17 protein-coding genes are annotated in these 16,933 nt (G+C 36.7%); 8 read left to right on the forward strand and 9 right to left on the reverse strand.

Going from position 1 to position 16,933, the window contains the following annotated elements:
* Window positions 1-153 precede the first annotated feature (153 nt).
* Together BMX49_RS02785 and BMX49_RS02790 are read right to left on the reverse strand one after the other, a co-directional pair.
* A complete protein-coding gene (locus BMX49_RS02785) occupies window positions 154-915 on the reverse strand; it encodes a WG repeat-containing protein (protein ID WP_051803653.1) in 762 nt (253 codons plus the stop codon).
* 28 nt (window positions 916-943) lie between these two features.
* Window positions 944-1,270, reverse strand: a complete 327-nt coding sequence (locus BMX49_RS02790; protein ID WP_051803656.1) for a DUF2752 domain-containing protein — start codon at window positions 1,268-1,270, stop codon at window positions 944-946.
* A gap of 238 nt (window positions 1,271-1,508) precedes the next feature.
* Here BMX49_RS02790 and BMX49_RS02795 point away from each other — a divergent pair, with 238 nt between their 5' ends.
* Together BMX49_RS02795 and BMX49_RS02800 are read left to right on the forward strand one after the other, a co-directional pair.
* Window positions 1,509-3,785, forward strand: a complete 2,277-nt coding sequence (locus BMX49_RS02795) for an aconitate hydratase (protein WP_034718477.1) — start codon at window positions 1,509-1,511, stop codon at window positions 3,783-3,785.
* Between the two features lie 171 nt (window positions 3,786-3,956).
* Entirely contained in the window at window positions 3,957-6,146 is a 2,190-nt protein-coding gene (locus BMX49_RS02800) for an outer membrane beta-barrel protein (RefSeq protein WP_034718478.1), read from the forward strand.
* A 6-nt stretch (window positions 6,147-6,152) separates the two neighbouring features.
* Here BMX49_RS02800 and BMX49_RS02805 read toward each other — a convergent pair whose 3' ends face one another.
* The 6 genes from BMX49_RS02805 to BMX49_RS02830 all read right to left on the reverse strand — a co-directional run bounded on the left by BMX49_RS02805 (window position 6,153) and on the right by BMX49_RS02830 (window position 11,164).
* Window positions 6,153-6,833 carry an RluA family pseudouridine synthase gene (locus BMX49_RS02805; RefSeq protein ID WP_034718480.1) on the reverse strand — a complete coding sequence of 227 codons (681 nt, stop codon included), beginning with the start codon at window positions 6,831-6,833 and terminating at the stop codon, window positions 6,153-6,155.
* 65 nt (window positions 6,834-6,898) lie between these two features.
* Window positions 6,899-7,411 carry an NUDIX domain-containing protein gene (locus tag BMX49_RS02810; protein ID WP_034718482.1) on the reverse strand — a complete coding sequence of 171 codons (513 nt, stop codon included), beginning with the start codon at window positions 7,409-7,411 and terminating at the stop codon, window positions 6,899-6,901.
* Window positions 7,408-8,319 (reverse strand): site-specific tyrosine recombinase XerD, encoded by a 912-nt coding sequence (xerD, locus tag BMX49_RS02815; RefSeq protein WP_034718484.1) that lies wholly within the window; start codon window positions 8,317-8,319, stop codon window positions 7,408-7,410. The genes BMX49_RS02810 and xerD overlap by 4 nt, the downstream gene beginning before the upstream one ends.
* A 15-nt stretch (window positions 8,320-8,334) precedes the next feature.
* Window positions 8,335-8,760: a deoxycytidylate deaminase gene (locus tag BMX49_RS02820; protein ID WP_034718485.1), complete on the reverse strand. Its 426-nt coding sequence runs from the start codon at window positions 8,758-8,760 to the stop codon at window positions 8,335-8,337.
* A gap of 30 nt (window positions 8,761-8,790) precedes the next feature.
* Window positions 8,791-9,558 (reverse strand): enoyl-CoA hydratase-related protein, encoded by a 768-nt coding sequence (locus BMX49_RS02825; RefSeq protein ID WP_034718487.1) that lies wholly within the window; start codon window positions 9,556-9,558, stop codon window positions 8,791-8,793.
* A 115-nt stretch (window positions 9,559-9,673) separates the two neighbouring features.
* Complete coding sequence (locus BMX49_RS02830) at window positions 9,674-11,164, reverse strand: catalase (protein ID WP_034718489.1); 1,491 nt, start codon at window positions 11,162-11,164, stop codon at window positions 9,674-9,676.
* Between the two features lie 90 nt (window positions 11,165-11,254).
* Here BMX49_RS02830 and BMX49_RS02835 point away from each other — a divergent pair, with 90 nt between their 5' ends.
* From BMX49_RS02835 to BMX49_RS02855, 6 genes are all read left to right on the forward strand, one after another.
* Window positions 11,255-12,208: a hydrogen peroxide-inducible genes activator gene (locus BMX49_RS02835; protein WP_034718490.1), complete on the forward strand. Its 954-nt coding sequence runs from the start codon at window positions 11,255-11,257 to the stop codon at window positions 12,206-12,208.
* A 187-nt stretch (window positions 12,209-12,395) separates the two neighbouring features.
* Window positions 12,396-13,676 carry a methionine adenosyltransferase gene (metK, locus tag BMX49_RS02840; RefSeq protein ID WP_034718491.1) on the forward strand — a complete coding sequence of 427 codons (1,281 nt, stop codon included), beginning with the start codon at window positions 12,396-12,398 and terminating at the stop codon, window positions 13,674-13,676.
* 74 nt (window positions 13,677-13,750) lie between these two features.
* Window positions 13,751-14,239 carry a hypothetical protein gene (locus BMX49_RS02845; protein ID WP_034718492.1) on the forward strand — a complete coding sequence of 163 codons (489 nt, stop codon included), beginning with the start codon at window positions 13,751-13,753 and terminating at the stop codon, window positions 14,237-14,239.
* 179 nt (window positions 14,240-14,418) lie between these two features.
* A complete protein-coding gene (locus BMX49_RS02850; protein WP_034718493.1) occupies window positions 14,419-15,009 on the forward strand; it encodes an RNA polymerase sigma factor in 591 nt (196 codons plus the stop codon).
* A gap of 41 nt (window positions 15,010-15,050) precedes the next feature.
* The gene (locus BMX49_RS14840; protein WP_260242669.1) at window positions 15,051-15,185 is read left to right on the forward strand and encodes a hypothetical protein; all 135 of its coding nucleotides are present in this window, start codon (window positions 15,051-15,053) and stop codon (window positions 15,183-15,185) included.
* Window positions 15,186-15,211: 26 nt separating this feature from the next.
* On the forward strand, window positions 15,212-15,907 hold the full coding sequence (locus tag BMX49_RS02855; RefSeq protein ID WP_034718495.1) for a YjjG family noncanonical pyrimidine nucleotidase: 696 nt from the start codon (window positions 15,212-15,214) through the stop codon (window positions 15,905-15,907).
* 49 nt (window positions 15,908-15,956) lie between these two features.
* Here the strand turns inward: BMX49_RS02855 and trpS are convergent, their stop codons facing one another.
* Window positions 15,957-16,925, reverse strand: a complete 969-nt coding sequence (trpS, locus tag BMX49_RS02860; RefSeq protein ID WP_034718497.1) for a tryptophan--tRNA ligase — start codon at window positions 16,923-16,925, stop codon at window positions 15,957-15,959.
* Between the last annotated feature and the right edge of the window lie 8 nt (window positions 16,926-16,933).

The raw sequence follows: 16,933 nt of genomic DNA on the forward strand, positions 1-16,933 counted from the left end.
TGGTAATAAGTAACAATCATTGCTAATTACTCATTATTTATTGCTTATTTTAATTTCCCTAAACAGCATTATCTGTTCTAGGTTCATTGGGTATAATCTCAGCTTTTCACAGCACCCCTTTAATTTCTAGACGCAAACCTACGACATATTTTTTCAATACGCCTTGTTATCGACGTCGACATAAAAATAGTTATCACCATCGGTAGTTACTTCGAACAAACGACCCAGTTTCCAGCTGTAGTTTCTCTTAATATCTTCATATATAAAGGGGATAATGACTTTGTTATTGACATCGATGATGCCGAATTTGTCATTTTTTACCGCAATTATCATTGGGTTTTTCAAATCGTCGCCTTCTAAAATGTGAAGATATTCAAATTGTGGATAAATGGTGAATTGCCGGTAATCAGAAGCGTCGCGGAATTTTGAATCTTCAATGATCCCGTAATATTTATTCATAATGTAAGCGTGAAACAATTGTGATTTAAACTCTAAAGGACATTTTCCTAAGTCGGCATCTTTAAATTGATAAACTCGTTTTCCTGCCATGTCGATTCGGTAATCTTCCTCATTCAGCCGAACCGAGGCATACTTCTTTGACCCAAATTTTTTGACTTTAATATTAGAGGAATTTAAAAGATTACAATCTTCAGTGAAAAAGCCGACGTTGCTGTAAACGGGCGGAATAATCACCTTCCCTTTTTGATTAATGAAGCCAGATTTTCCGTCTTTTTTATAAGGAATAAGGGCCGGAATTGAATCGTTGATTTTAATTAAATCTAAATTAACTTTAGGAATAGTTGGTTTTTTAGTGAGGCTTTTTTTAACGACAACTTTTTTAGTGATGGTCTTTTTCTGTGCAAACACACTTACTGAGAAAATTAAAACAAGGAAAGTCAAAATATTTTTAGTCATATCTATAAATAGGTTGCAAAAATAAGATTTATAAATTTCGGAGAATAAAGAATGCGATTACAACTATCAGTCCAACAACTAAGGCTTTTGTTCCGAACATAGATTTTGAAATCTTAGGAAATTCTTCTTTTAATTTGGTTTGATGAAACAATAATCCGACCATTAGATATGGTATTGAAACAACCCATAATGCATTGTAGGCTAAAGCACTTTTAAAATTTAAATGAAGTAATTCGTGCGTGGCCCTTTGCGCGCCACAACCGGGACAACTTAATCCCGTAATGTTTTTAAAGAGACATTTTGGAAATAATTGATAATGTTCGGGATGGTAGAAATAATAGATCAGTCCTGCCAAAAGTAACAAGGTAAAGTAGATGCCGTAATGAAAGTTCTTTTTGATTACTAAAGTTTATTTGCGATTAGAAACGAGATTGTTAACCCGCGTTTTGGTGGTGCTTTTTAATTTTTTAAAAGTAAGCAAATAGAAATAAAGCATCTCATTTATATTTATTCTAAATGACAATAGGCGACTCAAACTTAAAAAAAATCGTATTTTTGAATTTCAAATACAATTTAATAAAAAACCTATCAATATGACTTTTGACATTGACATGATTAAGAAGGTGTATGCTCGGTATCCAGAACGGATCGAAGCGGCTCGTAAGGTCGTGGGCAAGCCACTTACCCTTGCAGAAAAAATTCTTTATTCTCACCTTTGGGAAGGCAATGCAACTCAGGCGCACGAAAGAGGAAATTCTTACGTCGACTTCGCTCCAGATAGAGTAGCAATGCAAGATGCAACGGCACAGATGGCTTTATTGCAGTTCATGCAGGCTGGAAAATCAAAAGTTGCTGTTCCATCTACGGCGCACGCAGATCACTTAATTCAAGCGAGAGTTGGTGCCGCTTCAGATTTACAGGAAGGTATCAATAAAAACTCAGAAGTTTTTAACTTTTTAAGTTCTGTGTGTGATAAATATGGCATTGGTTTCTGGAAACCAGGCGCCGGAATTATTCACCAAGTTGTTTTAGAAAACTATGCATTCCCAGGTGGAATGATGATTGGAACCGACTCTCACACTGTAAATGCAGGTGGATTAGGAATGGTTGCTATTGGTGTTGGTGGCGCAGATGCAGTTGACGTAATGGCTGGAATGGCTTGGGAATTAAAAATGCCGAAGCTAATCGGTATTAAACTAACAGGTCGTTTGAGCGGTTGGACTGCAGCAAAAGATATTATTCTAAAAGTTGCCGGAATTCTTACCGTAAAAGGAGGAACTGGTTGTATCGTAGAATATTTTGGTGAAGGTGCAAATTCACTTTCTGCAACTGGAAAAGGAACGATTTGTAACATGGGTGCTGAAATTGGCGCCACAACTTCTACATTCGGATATGATGATTCGATGAGAAGATATTTATCTGCAACTGGAAGACAAGACGTGGTAGATGCTGCTGATCAAATCGCGGATCACTTAACAGGTGATGCAGAGGTGTATGCAAATCCAGAATTGTATTTCGATCAGGTTATTGAAATTGACTTAAATACTTTAACACCACATTTAAACGGACCGTTTACGCCAGATTTGGCAACTCCTGTGGCTGAGTTTCATGAGAAAGCCGTGGCAAACGGTTGGCCAATTGAAGTAGAATGGGCATTAATCGGTTCTTGTACAAACTCATCTTACGAAGATTTATCAAGAGCAGCTTCTATTGTTGAAGATGCTTTTGCAAAAGGCGTAAAACCGAAAGCGATATTAGGAATTAATCCAGGTTCTGAGCAAGTGAAATTCACGGCTGAGCGAGATGGTTTCCTAGATTCATTCAGAAAATTTGAGAACGCTAGAATCTTCACCAACGCTTGTGGACCTTGTATCGGTCAGTGGGATAGAGAAGGTTCTGACAAAGGAGAGAAAAACTCAATCATCCATTCATTCAACAGAAACTTTGCAAAAAGAGCTGATGGAAATCCAAATACACACGCTTTCGTAGCTTCACCAGAAATGGTTGCAGCCGTTGCAATTGCCGGTAGATTAGATTTTAATCCAATTACAGATACTTTGACCAACGAAGCTGGAGAGCAAATTAAATTAGACGAGCCAAAAGGTTTTGAGCTTCCAGAAAAAGGGTTCGCTGTAGATGACAATGGTTATCAAGCGCCTTCTCATGATGGATCAACGGTTCAGATTGCGGTAAGTCCAACTTCTGACAGACTTCAATTGTTAACTCCTTTCCAACCTTGGGATGGACAAAACATTAGCGGTGCGAAAGTTTTAATTAAAGCCTTCGGAAAATGTACCACCGACCATATTTCTATGGCTGGACCATGGTTAAAATACCGTGGACATTTAGATAATATTTCTAACAATATGTTGATCGGTGCGATCAACGCGTACAATATGGAAACCAACACCGTGAAAAATATTCTTACAGGAGAATACGGTGAAGTTCCTGCGGTAGCGAGAGCTTATAAAGCAGCTGGCGTTCCAACGATTGTAGTTGGTGACGAAAACTATGGTGAAGGTTCTTCTAGAGAGCACGCAGCCATGGAACCTAGACATCTTGGTGTGTACGCAGTTTTGGTAAAATCATTCGCTCGTATCCACGAAACGAATTTGAAAAAACAAGGAATGCTAGGTTTAACATTTGCTGATAAAGCAGATTATGATAAATTCCAGGAAGATGATGTAGTTAACTTCTTAGATTTAAATCAGTTTGCTCCAGGGAAATCACTGACTATCGAGTTGGTTCATGCTGATGGTTCTAAAGATATTGTGGTAACAAATCACACCTACAATACGCAACAAATTGAATGGTACAAAGCAGGTTCAGCCTTGAACTTAATTGCCGCCGAAGCAGCAAGAAATGCTTAATCAGGTCAGCTAATTATAATACAAACCGCTCAAGCAATTGGGCGGTTTTTTATTTTCTTAATTAAAGGAAATATTCATTCATGATTTAGGAAAAATTCGGTTGCAAAGTTAAATACAAACTCTTTGTAACAATTCCCTCTTTCCGTTGTCTTATTGTAAAGTAAATAAGATATGAACAGAAAAATTACCGTCGCAGTTATTGCCTTATTATTTTCGCAATGCTACTTTTCCCAGGAAAAAACCAATTCCGAACCCAAAGAAAAAGATATTGAAGGGGTTGTTATTACCAAAACTAAAAAGGCCATCGAACAAAAGGCCGATCGAACCATATTTGATTTTTCGGAGCAAGAATATCTGAACACGGGCTCTGCGCTGGAAGGAATTAAAAAACTTCCTGGTTTAATCTCAACCGACGTGGCGGGAATGATGTATCAAGGTAAAATGCTTGATGTTTATTTGAACGGCCGACCTCTCAATATTTCTACCAATGATTTAACTTCTTTTTTGGATGGAATGCCCGCAAACTCTATCGAGAAAATTGAAGTCATTACGCAACCTGGCGCAGAATTCCCAGCATCTTCTGGTGGTGCAATTATGAATATCATCACTAACAAAAATGCGAATAAATATTTGACAGCAACATATTCAGGCAATTATGCTTTTACGAATTACGATAAATTCCGAAGTAGAACCAATAATTCCTTAAGCTTAAATGCCAGAAATAAATATTTTGGCTGGCAATTGAGAGTGGGACAAAGCTATCGCGAAAGTGAAATGAACAGCAATCAGGATAATTTGGTTTTATCAAATACGGATCGAATTGCTCGTGGCGCGTTTGCAAAAGCTGGCGTTACGGTTGATTTAGGCAATGATAAATTATTATTCAACTACGATGTTTATAACAACGACAACGATAATGTTACGTTGAGCAATGGCGCTACAAGTGGTATCATCTTAAATGAATTTACCGCACTGGACGCTGCAAAAACAAATTCACTTCGTCAAGAGGCGGTCGTAACTTATCAAAAGAGATTTGAAGATAAGTTGAAAAAATTAGATTTCCAGGCTGGTTATACCCGTTCTGATAATGAATTTTATCAAGACAATATCTACAATATTTCTACCCTAAATGGGTCGCAAAGTCTAGGAAGATTATTGGACAACAATTCAACGATGCAAGTTTCCAATTTCAAAGTAGATTTTTCCCAACCGGTTAAAATTTTAGATGAAGGAAAAGTAAGTTTCGGAGGTTTATATGAAAATCAGATTTTCGATACCGAAAGTAAAGGATTGACCAATCTTGATTATCAACGAAATACGGCTTCCACCTATTTGGAGTTTCAAGCTAAACTGAAAAAATTCGATTTTACTTTAGGAACAAGAGCGGAGAATTATGACATTTCGGGCACGACAAGATTGCAGGATAAAAATGGAATTTTACAGGAACAGGAATTGCTTCCCTTCAATAAATTTAAATTATTTCCGAATGCCAGTATACAATATAATCTGATGAATCAGGTTTACCTGGCTTTAAATTACAATAAGAAAATTACGTTGCCGAGTATTTCTGCTTTAAATCCGAACAACAATACATTTGAAGGACCCAACTCCACAAACATCGGAAATCCTTATTTGCAGCCAACGATTTACGATAATTTCGAAATTAAACTTTCGGCGTTTGATTATGCTTTTATCGGCTATAATGTTTCGTCCATTGACAACCAAGTTGCACAGCTGCTTTCGAGAGATGGTGATGTCATTAAAAATGAGCAGGTGAACATTCCCAATATGAGAATTCACAATTTTAATGTGGGCTTGCCGATTCCGTTTATGATTTTAAATACGCCTTTGAGTGAAATTATGAAAGTGAACTTTAATCCAGATAAGATTAATTTTCTCTATGTTTATGCTGGTTATGTAAAGCATGAAATCAAAGAAATCGATCCGAAAGGAATGTTTATCTTAAATTTGATGGCGCAGGTAATGTTGCCGTCTCAAATCAAAATGACCGCTAATTACAACGTTCTTTCCAAAAGAGCTGGGTTTTATTACTTCGAATCGGAGAAGCCTTTCAATGAAAGATTTGATCTTACTTTTACCAAGAAATTCTTAAATGAAAAATTAACGGTTTCAGTCTATGGAAATGACTTATTAAATACGCAAGTTACCCAACTTCGTTCCAGACCAGTTACAGAAAACAGTGTTTTCCTTTACAACAAAACAGATACCCGAAACTTTGGTTTTTCAGTCAATTATAAAATTCCGACCAAGAATAAATTAGCCAAAGAAGATGCTAATATTTTGAAGCAAACCAATCAGAATGACAATAATGGTGGCGTTGTACCGCCAACTCAACCATAAGTCGAGCTAGTCTTCACAAGCTTTCCAAACCGCATCATTCTGAGGAACTGGTGCGGTTATTTTTATATTTTCATTAGACACGGGATGAATAAATTCTAGCTGTCTCGCATGAAGATGAATTCCACCATCAGGATTTGAGCGTGCTGACCCGTATTTTAAATCACCTTTAATCGGAACTCCAATTTTCGACAATTGTGCCCGAATCTGATGATGACGACCCGTTTCTAAGTCAACTTCCAATAACTGAAAATTATCTAAAGCTTTAATGATTTCGTAATTAAGAATCGCTTCCTTGGCGCCTTCTGTAGCTTTCGGGAAAACGGTAGATTTATTATTCTTTTCGTTTTTCTGAAGGTAATGAGTAAGTCGCTGAGTCTTTGGGATTTCAGTTTTAGGAACAACCGCCCAATAGGTTTTTTTGATTTCCCGATTTTTAACCATTTGTGTTAAACGAGTAAGTCCCTTCGAAGTTTTTGCATAAATAACCAAACCAGAAGTCGGTCGGTCAATGCGATGAACCAAACCTAAGAACACATTTCCAGGTTTGTTATCTCTTACTTTAATGAAATTTTTAATTAAGTCCAGCAAAGATAAATCACCAGTTTTATCGCCTTGAACAAGTTGTCCTGCTTTTTTATTGATGATTAAAAGATGATTATCTTCGAAAACGATTTGGTCTTGCATGATTGAAATTTACGAATTGCAAATTTAAGCTAAAAACATCGAAACCGCGAAGATGCGCGAGTGATTACTTAAGAGTTGATATAATTCTTAAAAAATATTTTTTGTGAGTCGAAAGCAATGTCTTCAATATTCACCTCATTTTTTTTAAGCCAAATGGTTTCTGAAATTTCAGACAACTCTAACTGCAGTTCCAGCTTTTCCGCTACTTCATATTCAAAAAACAAATCAATAGTGTTGTAAAGAATGTTTTTATATTCGTACGTATTGGGTAAACTTGCCAGGTACTTTAATTGAGAAAGATCCACTTTAATTTGCAGCTCTTCGAAAAGTTCGCGAACACATGTTTCTTCAGCTGATTCTTTTGGATCTACAAATCCACCTGCCAAATCTAGTTTTCCTTTTTTAGGTTCTTGATTTCTTCGGGTAAAAAGAATTTCATCTTCATGTTTAATGACAACTGCAACCGCTCCGGCAACATTATGGTACAAAACATAATCGCAGTTGGAGCAACTCCATTTCTTTTCACCGTCCCATTGCAAAGATGGTTTTCCACATTTGGGACAAAATTTTAAATCACTCATTCTGATTTATTTCTCGGATGATAATTAAGGATTACATCTCGTAATTCCTCATTTTTTAAATGCGTATAAATTTCGGTCGTCGTAATGCTGGAATGTCCCAACATTTCCTGAATGTACCGTAAATCTGCTCCATTCTGTAACAGATGGGTTGCAAATGAATGTCGAAAAGTGTGCGGCGAAATCCGCTTGCTGATACCAGCTTTTTGAGTTAATTCTTTAATGATGATAAAAACAATGACGCGCGACATCGCCGTGCCACGGCTATTCAAGAACACAATATCTTCATGTCTCTTGTTGATTTTGTTTTTTGACCGAACGTTCTGGATATATTCTTTAACGAGATCTGACGTAAATTTAGCTAAAGGAACAAAGCGGGATTTATCGCCCTTGCCCTCTACTTTTAAATAAGATTCTTTAAAATTAATATTAGAAATTTTTAAATCAATAAGTTCCGAAACCCGTAATCCACAGCCGTAGAGAACTTCGATCATGCATTCATTTCGTTTGCCTAAATCGGTGGAGGTATTAATCACGTTAATAATTCTCACCACATCTTCAAAACTTAAAGTATCAGGAAGGTAAAGTCCCAGTTTTGGACCTTCGAGTAAAGTAGCGGGATTGTCTTCCCGAGCTTCATCTTCCACCAAATATTTAAAGAAAGATTTGATGGAAGAAACCCATCTAGCCTGCGTTCTTTCACTAAATTTTTTCTTAGAAAGTTGAAAAAGATATTCCTGAATGTGTTCGTAAGTAATAATTAAAGGACCGGTTTTTTCGAGATCGAGCTCCGCATAGTCCTTGAGTTTCTTGATGTCTCGCAAGTAAGCATCTACTGTATTTTCTGAAAAATTTCGTTCAAATTTTAAGAACTGCTCAAAATCTTTAATTTTTTCATCCCAAGTTGCCATTATCGATATATATTTTCATCTAAGGTCGTCATTTATAACTTGTAAAATCTCAATTCCATGATTTTTTAGAAATTCTATTCCATCATTGTCCTTATAATCGTCTACATAGACCAGTTTTTTTATTCCGGCCTGCAAAATAAGTTTGCTGCATTCTTTGCAAGGAGATAAAGTGAGATAAAGAGTAGCGTCTTTTGCCGACTGAGTGGAAGTCGCCAATTTCAAAATAGCATTTGCCTCTGCATGCAAAACATACCAGTGAGTGTCACCAGCTTCATTCTCGCAGGAATTTTCAAAACCAGACGGAGTTCCGTTATAACCATCTGAAATAATCATCCGGTCTTTCACAATGAGGGCTCCGACTTGTTTGCGTTTGCAATAAGAGAGTTGGGCCCAAACATTTGCCATTTTTAGGTAGGCAATATCAAATTTAGTTACTTTCAAAAGAATTTTGTTTTTTTTGGAATTGGTCTTTTAAAAGGAAGGTTTCCTTTTTTCTAAAAAAGCGGCGACCCCTTCTTTTTTATCCTCCATTTCAAAAAGTTCGCCGAATGCTTTTATTTCTGTTTCAAAACCTTGATCGGTCTCAGATTGATTCACCGCTGTAATCGCTTTTGAAATTCCCATGGGTGAGTTTTGAGCAATCGTATTGGCCAGTTCCTTTGTTTTCGGTAGAAGGTCTTCTAAACTGAAAACATCATTCACCAATCCAATTTCTTTAGCGCGTTGGGCAGGAATCATCTTTGCGGAAAAAATCATTTCGTTCGCTAATCCTTTCCCTACCAATTTTGGTAATCTTTGCGTGCCGCCGTAACCTGGGATTAAACCTAAAGTTACTTCGGGTAAGCCTAATCTTGCGTTTTCTGAAGCGTATCTAATGTGGCATGCCATGGCTAATTCTAAACCGCCACCCAACGCAAATCCGTTTACTGCAGCAATGACAGGTTTATTCAGATTTTCAATTTTATTAAATAGAATGTTTTGTCCGTTTCTGGCCAAATCTTCCGCTGCCGTAGTTCCGAAATCAGAAAATTCTTTGATGTCGGCGCCAGCAACAAATGATTTTTCACCGCTGCCGGTAATAATAACGACTCTGTATTTTAAATCAGCTGAGATTTCATCTAAAACGTGACTCAATTCCAAAATAGTTTTCGCATTAAGCGCATTCAAGCTTTGAGGCCGATTGATGGTTACCACAGCCGTCTTTTGATCTGTTTCTAAAATTATATTTTCGTAAGTCATTTTCAGGATGTATTTAATTTTTAGATGACATGCAAATTAATCATTTTTTTTGCAGGATTGGCGTTGGATTTTAAAATCCTATACGAAATAGATAGTATTTAATTAATTTTTTTCATTAAGAAGTAGAGTGGCTCATCATATTGCCATCAATATTAACTTGAAGTCCCATAGCAATTTTCATCCCTAAATTAATATTGGCCCGGAAGAAATGACACAACTGTCGATTGATGATTTCGTCTTTTTTTGGACCAGCAATTCCTTTCATCGAATTTACAATGTTATCGACTAAATTTTGTCTTGCTTCATCGTTCATCGCATTGGTGTAAAGCAGTCCAGGTTGTGTGTAGTGATCATCGTCATTTTCATTTCGATTAAAATTCGCAACGTGATTACTATCTAAAGTTTCTTCAAAATTTTTGTATTCCGCCAAAGGTGAAATCTGGTCAAAACTATTGGGGTAATAATTCGGAGCGTCTTTATACTGGCTTGAATCTGCCATTGCACCGTCCCTTTGGTAATTGTTTACATTATACAAACATCGGTTCACTTCCAACAAATGTGCGTTGGCACCGACTCTGTAGCGGTGGGCATCTGAATAAGAAAACAGTCTGCCTTGCAACATTTTATCTGGTGAAAAACTAATTCCATTGATTAAATTGCTGGGTGAAAAAGTAGCTTGTTCCACGTGCGCGAAATAATTGACAGGAATTTCATTCAGTTCCATTTGGCCAACTTCAATTAAAGGAAACTCGTCGTGAAGCCAAACTTTAGTAACATCAAACGGGTTCCACCGAAATTCTTTTGCTTGCTCTTCAGTCATCATCTGAATGTAGAGCGTCCATTTCGGAAATTCGCCTGCTTCAATCGCGTTAATTAAATCTTCTTGCGCAAAATCAGGATTTTCTCCTTTCATTTTCACAGCTTCATTTTCGTTGAAGTTTTCAATTCCTTGGTTGGTTTTAAAATGAAACTTTACCCAAACTCTTTCATTAGTACTATTGATCATTGAAAAAGTATGTGATCCAAACCCATGCATGTGTCTGTAACCATGAGGCGTTCCACGATCAGACATCAATATTAAAACTTGATGCAGCGATTCAGGATTAAAACTCCAGAAATCCCACATCATTGTAGAACTTTTTAAATTGGTTTTTGGTAATCTTTTTTGGGTATGAATAAAATCGGGAAACTTTTTAGCGTCTTTAATAAAAAAGACCGGAGTATTATTCCCAACTAAATCCCAGTTTCCATCTTCAGTATAAAACTTCACGGCAAAACCGCGAGGATCTCGTTCGGTATCTGCACTTCCTTTCTCACCACCAACGGTCGAGAATCTTGTAAATATTTTGCAGGTGTTTCCTACATTTGAAAACAATTTGGCTTTCGTATATTTTGAAATATCATGGGTTACGGTAAAGGTTCCGTAAGCGCCAGTTCCTTTTGCATGAACCACTCTTTCGGGAATTCTTTCACGGACGAAATGAGCTAAGTTTTCCTGTAAGATGAAATCCTGTACTAAAACGGGTCCTCGTGATCCTGCGGTTTGAGAATCTTCGTGCTCGTAATAAGGGTTTCCGGCAGCATTGGTTAGTTTGTGATCGCTCATATTGATGATTTTAATAAACCTCAAATTTATTTAAAAATAATCACAATATGGCAAAATCTAAGTATATTTGACCTAGACTAAATTAATCAAATGAATATTCAGCAACTAGAATATCTTATCGCCGTAGATAAATATAAACACTTTGGTAATGCGGCTCAGGCTTGTTTTATTACGCAGCCAACCCTAAGCGCCATGATTCAAAAATTTGAAGACGAAATGGACGTGAAGATTTTTGACCGAACCACGCATCCAATCCGTACGACTGATGTCGGAATTCAATTAATCGTTGAGGCAAAAAAAGTCATGGATGCGATTAATGAGTTAAAGGGCAAAGCGAACTCACTTAATAATGTGCTGGCAGGAAAACTTAATTTAGGAATACTGCCGACGATTTCTGGGTTCATTCTCCCCACCGAGATTTTTGATTTTCTTAAAAATCATCCTAAGATAGAACTCAACGTAAAAGAAATGACGACCGACAGTATCATCAAAAGTTTAAAGACTGGTGAGCTGGATGCCGGAATAATTTCGACACCTTACACCGCCGCGAATGAATTTTATCATGACTTTCTGTTTAACGAAGAATTGATGCTTTATGCAGCAGACGACAGTGACGGTGGAAAAAAAGACAGTTTCGTAGTTCCCGAAGATATCGATGTACAGAAAGTGTGGCTCCTTGAGGAAGGCAACTGCTTAAGAACTCAATTTGAGAATATCTGCGAACTCAAAGAAAATTCGGTCAAACCTAAAAATTTGGAGTTTGTCGGGTCAAGTATTCACACCTTAATACAACTTGTAGATAAACTCGGTGGAATTAGTATTCTACCAGAACTTGCCGTAGAACAATTGTCTGACAAACAGAAAGAAAAAGTGAAGAGATTCCGAAAACCATTTCCGTATCGGGAGATTTCAGTGATCTACTACAAACCTACTTACAAGCAGAAAATCTTAGATGAATTAATTAAATTTATTTATGATTCTTTGAAAACGAATCTAAATTTCAATAAAAATCCGGAAGATTATATCGGCGTAAAACCGCAATAATTTTTAACATCGAAAAAAAATTTTGCACTTTGATAAATAGTGCTAAATTTGCACTACTAATTTACGGGAGGAAAAATTTGAACTGATTGCAACCTCAATAAAAAATGCTAAAACCGATTTTTCTCTTTTAGTTTCTTTTGCAATCACCAATTTTACTTCTATTTTTTAATTAAAAAACAATAGAAATATGTCTTATTTATTTACCTCTGAGTCGGTTTCCGAAGGGCACCCAGATAAAGTGGCTGATCAAATATCTGATGCTTTAATCGATAATTTCCTGGCGCATGACCCGACTTCAAAGGTGGCTTGTGAAACATTGGTGACAACAGGTCAAGTGGTTTTGGCCGGAGAAGTGAAATCTAAAGCTTACCTCGATGTACAGGATATTGCCCGACGTGTGATTAATAAAATTGGTTATACCAAAGGAGAATATATGTTCGCAGGTGATTCGTGTGGCGTTATTTCGGCAATTCACGAACAGTCTCCCGATATTAATCAAGGAGTAGATCGCGCTCATGAAGATGATGATTTCGAAACCAAAGCCAATAAGCAAGGTGCCGGAGATCAAGGAATGATGTTTGGATATGCAACCAACGAAACCGAAAACTATATGCCGCTGGCACTGGATTTAGCGCACACAATTCTTAAAGAACTAGCAATTTTAAGAAGAGAAAACGACGCCATTAAATATCTTCGTCCAGATGCAAAATCGCAAGTGACTATTGAATATTCTGATGATCATAAACCCGTAAGAATTGACTCGATTGTAGTTTCTACCCAACATGACGATTTCGGTAGCGAAGAAGCAATGTTGGCGAAGATCAGAAAAGACATGATTGAGATTCTTGTTCCAAAAGTAAAAGCAAAACAGAAAAAAGAGATTCAAGATCTTTTCAACAATCAGATTAAATTCCATATTAACCCAACTGGTAAATTTGTAATCGGTGGTCCACACGGAGACACAGGTTTGACAGGAAGAAAAATCATCGTCGATACCTACGGTGGAAAAGGCGGTCACGGTGGTGGCGCCTTCTCTGGAAAAGACCCTTCAAAAGTAGATAGAAGTGCTGCTTATGCCGTTCGTCATATGGCGAAAAACTTAGTTGCAGCAGGAGTTGCAGATGAAATTTTGGTTCAGGTGTCTTACGCGATTGGCGTTGCCGAACCTTGCGGTTTGTATATTAATACGTACGGAACTTCAAAATTAGATTTACCAGACGGAGAAGTTGCAGAACGAATCCAGAAGATTTTTGATTTAAGACCTTACGCCATTGAGCAAAACTTGAAATTAAGAAATCCTATTTATCAGGAAACTGCTTCTTACGGCCACATGGGCAGAGAAAATTACGTTGCTGATAAAACCTTTCGAGGCGCGAATGGAGTAGAGTTCACCATTAAAGATTTAGAATTCTTTACTTGGGAGAAACTCGACAAAGTAGAGGAGATTAAGAAAGAATTTAATTTGTAAGAAATAATAAAAGCTGCTTTTTCAGAAATGTTAAAGCAGTTTTTTTATCTTTAACCCCATATAAATTCATATTAATGAAGAAGAAGTTTGTTTTTTCAGCGTTGTTACTTTTAATATTTTTCGGAGTATCAAAAGCACAGTTAACCGTGCATAAATTAGTTCATGTTGGGTACGTGTACCAAAAACAAAGTTTCGCTGAGGTTGGCGGAAGATTGCTTTTTTTACAAAATGATGATGTCATTTATCGATTAGACGTCGCTGGATTAATGGGAAGTGCTAATGGGAAATTCGCTATCATGCCGAAAGTTCAGGGAGATATTTTATTTAATTTTGAAAGAAATGTAGATTTATATCACTCCATCTATTTTTTAGCGGGTGCAGAAGCAACCACTAAATATATTGCGCCCAAAGCCGGAGTTACTTTATTTGGTCTCATCGATCTAACTGGAGGTTATGCCTTCTCAATTGATAAGGAGGGAATTAATGGTAAAGAATTAAAAGGCGTTAATTTTAATTTTACCATAAACCTACCATTAGTCATGCTTCACGACTTATTAAAATGATTAATTTACATTTTTTTTGTTAAATAGTTAACAGAGTATTAACTTTTTGACTACTTTAGCCCAATCATAATAAAGCCAATTTTATAGATTATATAATTCTACTTTTTTTAATATTTTGAAATTTACGTGTCCTAATTGAGTGAAGGCGTAAGTTCTTGAATTAATCATAGAATAGAGTTATGCATACAAACACAGATAGTTGGCTGATTTCTAATTTCAAAAATGGCAACGAAAAAGCGCTCGCCATTCTGATTGAAAGACACCAGAAAGAAATTTTTACTTTTATTTTTTATAAATTAATGGACGAAACCTTGGCAAATGATATTTTCCAGGATACGTTCATGAAAATAATTATTACGCTGAAAGAAGGGCGGTATAAAGAAGAAGGCAAATTTGTTTTGTGGGCAAAAAGAATCGCACATAACTTAGTCATTGATCATTTCCGTCTGAAGGCAAAACATAATAAAGTCTCAGAAACTTCTTATGATAACGAAGAGTTTTCCATCTTTGATCTCATCGCCGTGCAAGAAGAAAACATTGAGGAGCAATTAGTCAGCAGACAAATCAAGGAAGATTTGATGAAGATGCTGGAGTATTTGCCAGAAAATCAACAGGAGGTCATCAAACTTCGCTTTTTTGATGGGTTATCTTTCAAAGAAATTGCAGAACAAACCGATTCTAGCATCAACACAACCTTAGGCCGCGTGCGGTATGCGCTCATTAATTTAAGAAAAATTATGGGCGAACATCAAATTGTTTTAACGAGATAATAATTTGTGCAATCTTGCGTTTTTAGTAAAACTTTTCGCGTATGAAAAATAATTACACTTTAAACGAAAGAGTATTGAAACCAAAGAAACAAACCATCGATTTTCTGCTCAGCTATTCTCAGAGCATTCAACTCCTAAAATTGAATTCAAAAATCCACATTGTTTCGAAGAACTAATCTTTATTTACTTAAATTTGTGCTGTATGAAAATTCAGCACATTTTTTTTGACCTCGACAATACGCTCTGGGATCACCGTGGCAACGCCTTCTTAACTTTAAAGGAGATTTTTAAAAGACAGGAAGTTCGCGACAAATACAATATCGACTTTGACGATTTTCACCGGGAATATTTTACCATAAATGAAAGATTATGGGAACAAATCCGTGATGGCGAAATCGATAAAGAATACTTAAGAAAACACCGTTTTTATGATTCTTTCCTCTTTTTTGGAATTGATGATTTCGATTTGGCTCAAGCTTTTGAAAGCAATTTTCTTGATGAAATCCTTAACTACAATGATTTGGTTGAAGGCGCCTTTGAAGTCTTAGAATATCTGCATGATAAAGGCTATACGCTTCACATTCTTTCTAATGGTTTCGAAGAAGTCACCCACAAAAAATGTGAATTGTCTGGAATTAAAAATTATTTTCAAACCATTACCAGCGCTGATGAAATTAATGTTCGAAAACCAAAACCAGAGATTTACGACTACGCCTTAAAAAAAGCCAACGCTTTACCCGAAGAATCGATCATGATTGGTGACGATTGGATTGCCGATGTAGAAGGCGGGAAATCTTTTGGCTTAAAGGTTATTTACTTTGATGTCTTTGACGATAAGTTCGAAGCAGAAGACGTACAGGTGATCAAAAAACTGGCTGAACTAAAAGAGCTTTTATAAAACAAAACCCTTCTCATTATGAAAAGGGTTTTGTTTATTTTAAAGGTTTTTAAACTCCCAAACTTGCTCTTACACGTGCTAAAGTTTCCAGGGCAATGACTTTGGTTTTTGCCGCGCCAGCCTGTAATTTTTCTTCCAATTCCGGTAAGTTGTTCATATAATAATTATAGAGTTCTCTTTCTTTTTCAAATCTCGTTAGAATTAAATTCAGCAATTCGGTTTTTGCATGACCATATCCAAAATTTCCAGCCAGATATTTTTGTCTTAGAGTTTCTGTTTGTTCTGGTGTTGCGATCAACTCGTACAAGCCAAAGATTTTGTCAGTTGCAGGATCTTTCGGCTCTTCCAGCGATTTAGAATCCGTTTCAATGCCCATTACTTGTTTTTTCAATTCTTTTTCAGGCAAGAAAATATTGATAATGTTTCCTCTTGATTTCGACATTTTATGGCCGTCCGTGCCCGGAACATATTTAGTATCTTCCTGTAATTCTGCTTGTGGCAAAACGAAAACTTCGCCCATTTGATGATTGAATCTCGCACCCATGTCGCGCGCCATCTCTAAATGTTGCAACTGATCTTTTCCGACTGGAACAACTTCCGCATCGTATAATAAAATATCAGCAGCCATCAAAACCGGATACGTAAATAACCCAGCATTAACATCGTCTAAACGATCGGCTTTATCTTTAAAGGAATGCGCCAAAGTTAACCTTTGATATGGAAAAAAGCAGGACAGATACCATGACAGTTCACACACTTCGGGAATATCACTTTGCCTGTAAAAAAAAGTTTTGTCGGTGTCTAAACCACAAGCTAGCCAGGCCGCGGCGATTTCATAGGAGTTTTGTTTAAATTCTGCGGCATCTTTAATTTGTGTTAAAGCATGTAAATTTGCAATAAACAAAAAAGATTCGTTTTCGGGTTTTTTAGATAATTCGATGGCGGGAATAATCGCTCCGAGCAAATTTCCGAGATGAGGTGTTCCCGTGGCTTGTATTCCTGTAAGTATTCTAGACATGCGTTTTG

Origin of the sequence: Kaistella antarctica, from assembly GCF_900109615.1 — a bacterium.
GTDB classification, from domain to species: Bacteria; Bacteroidota; Bacteroidia; order Flavobacteriales; family Weeksellaceae; genus Kaistella; species Kaistella antarctica.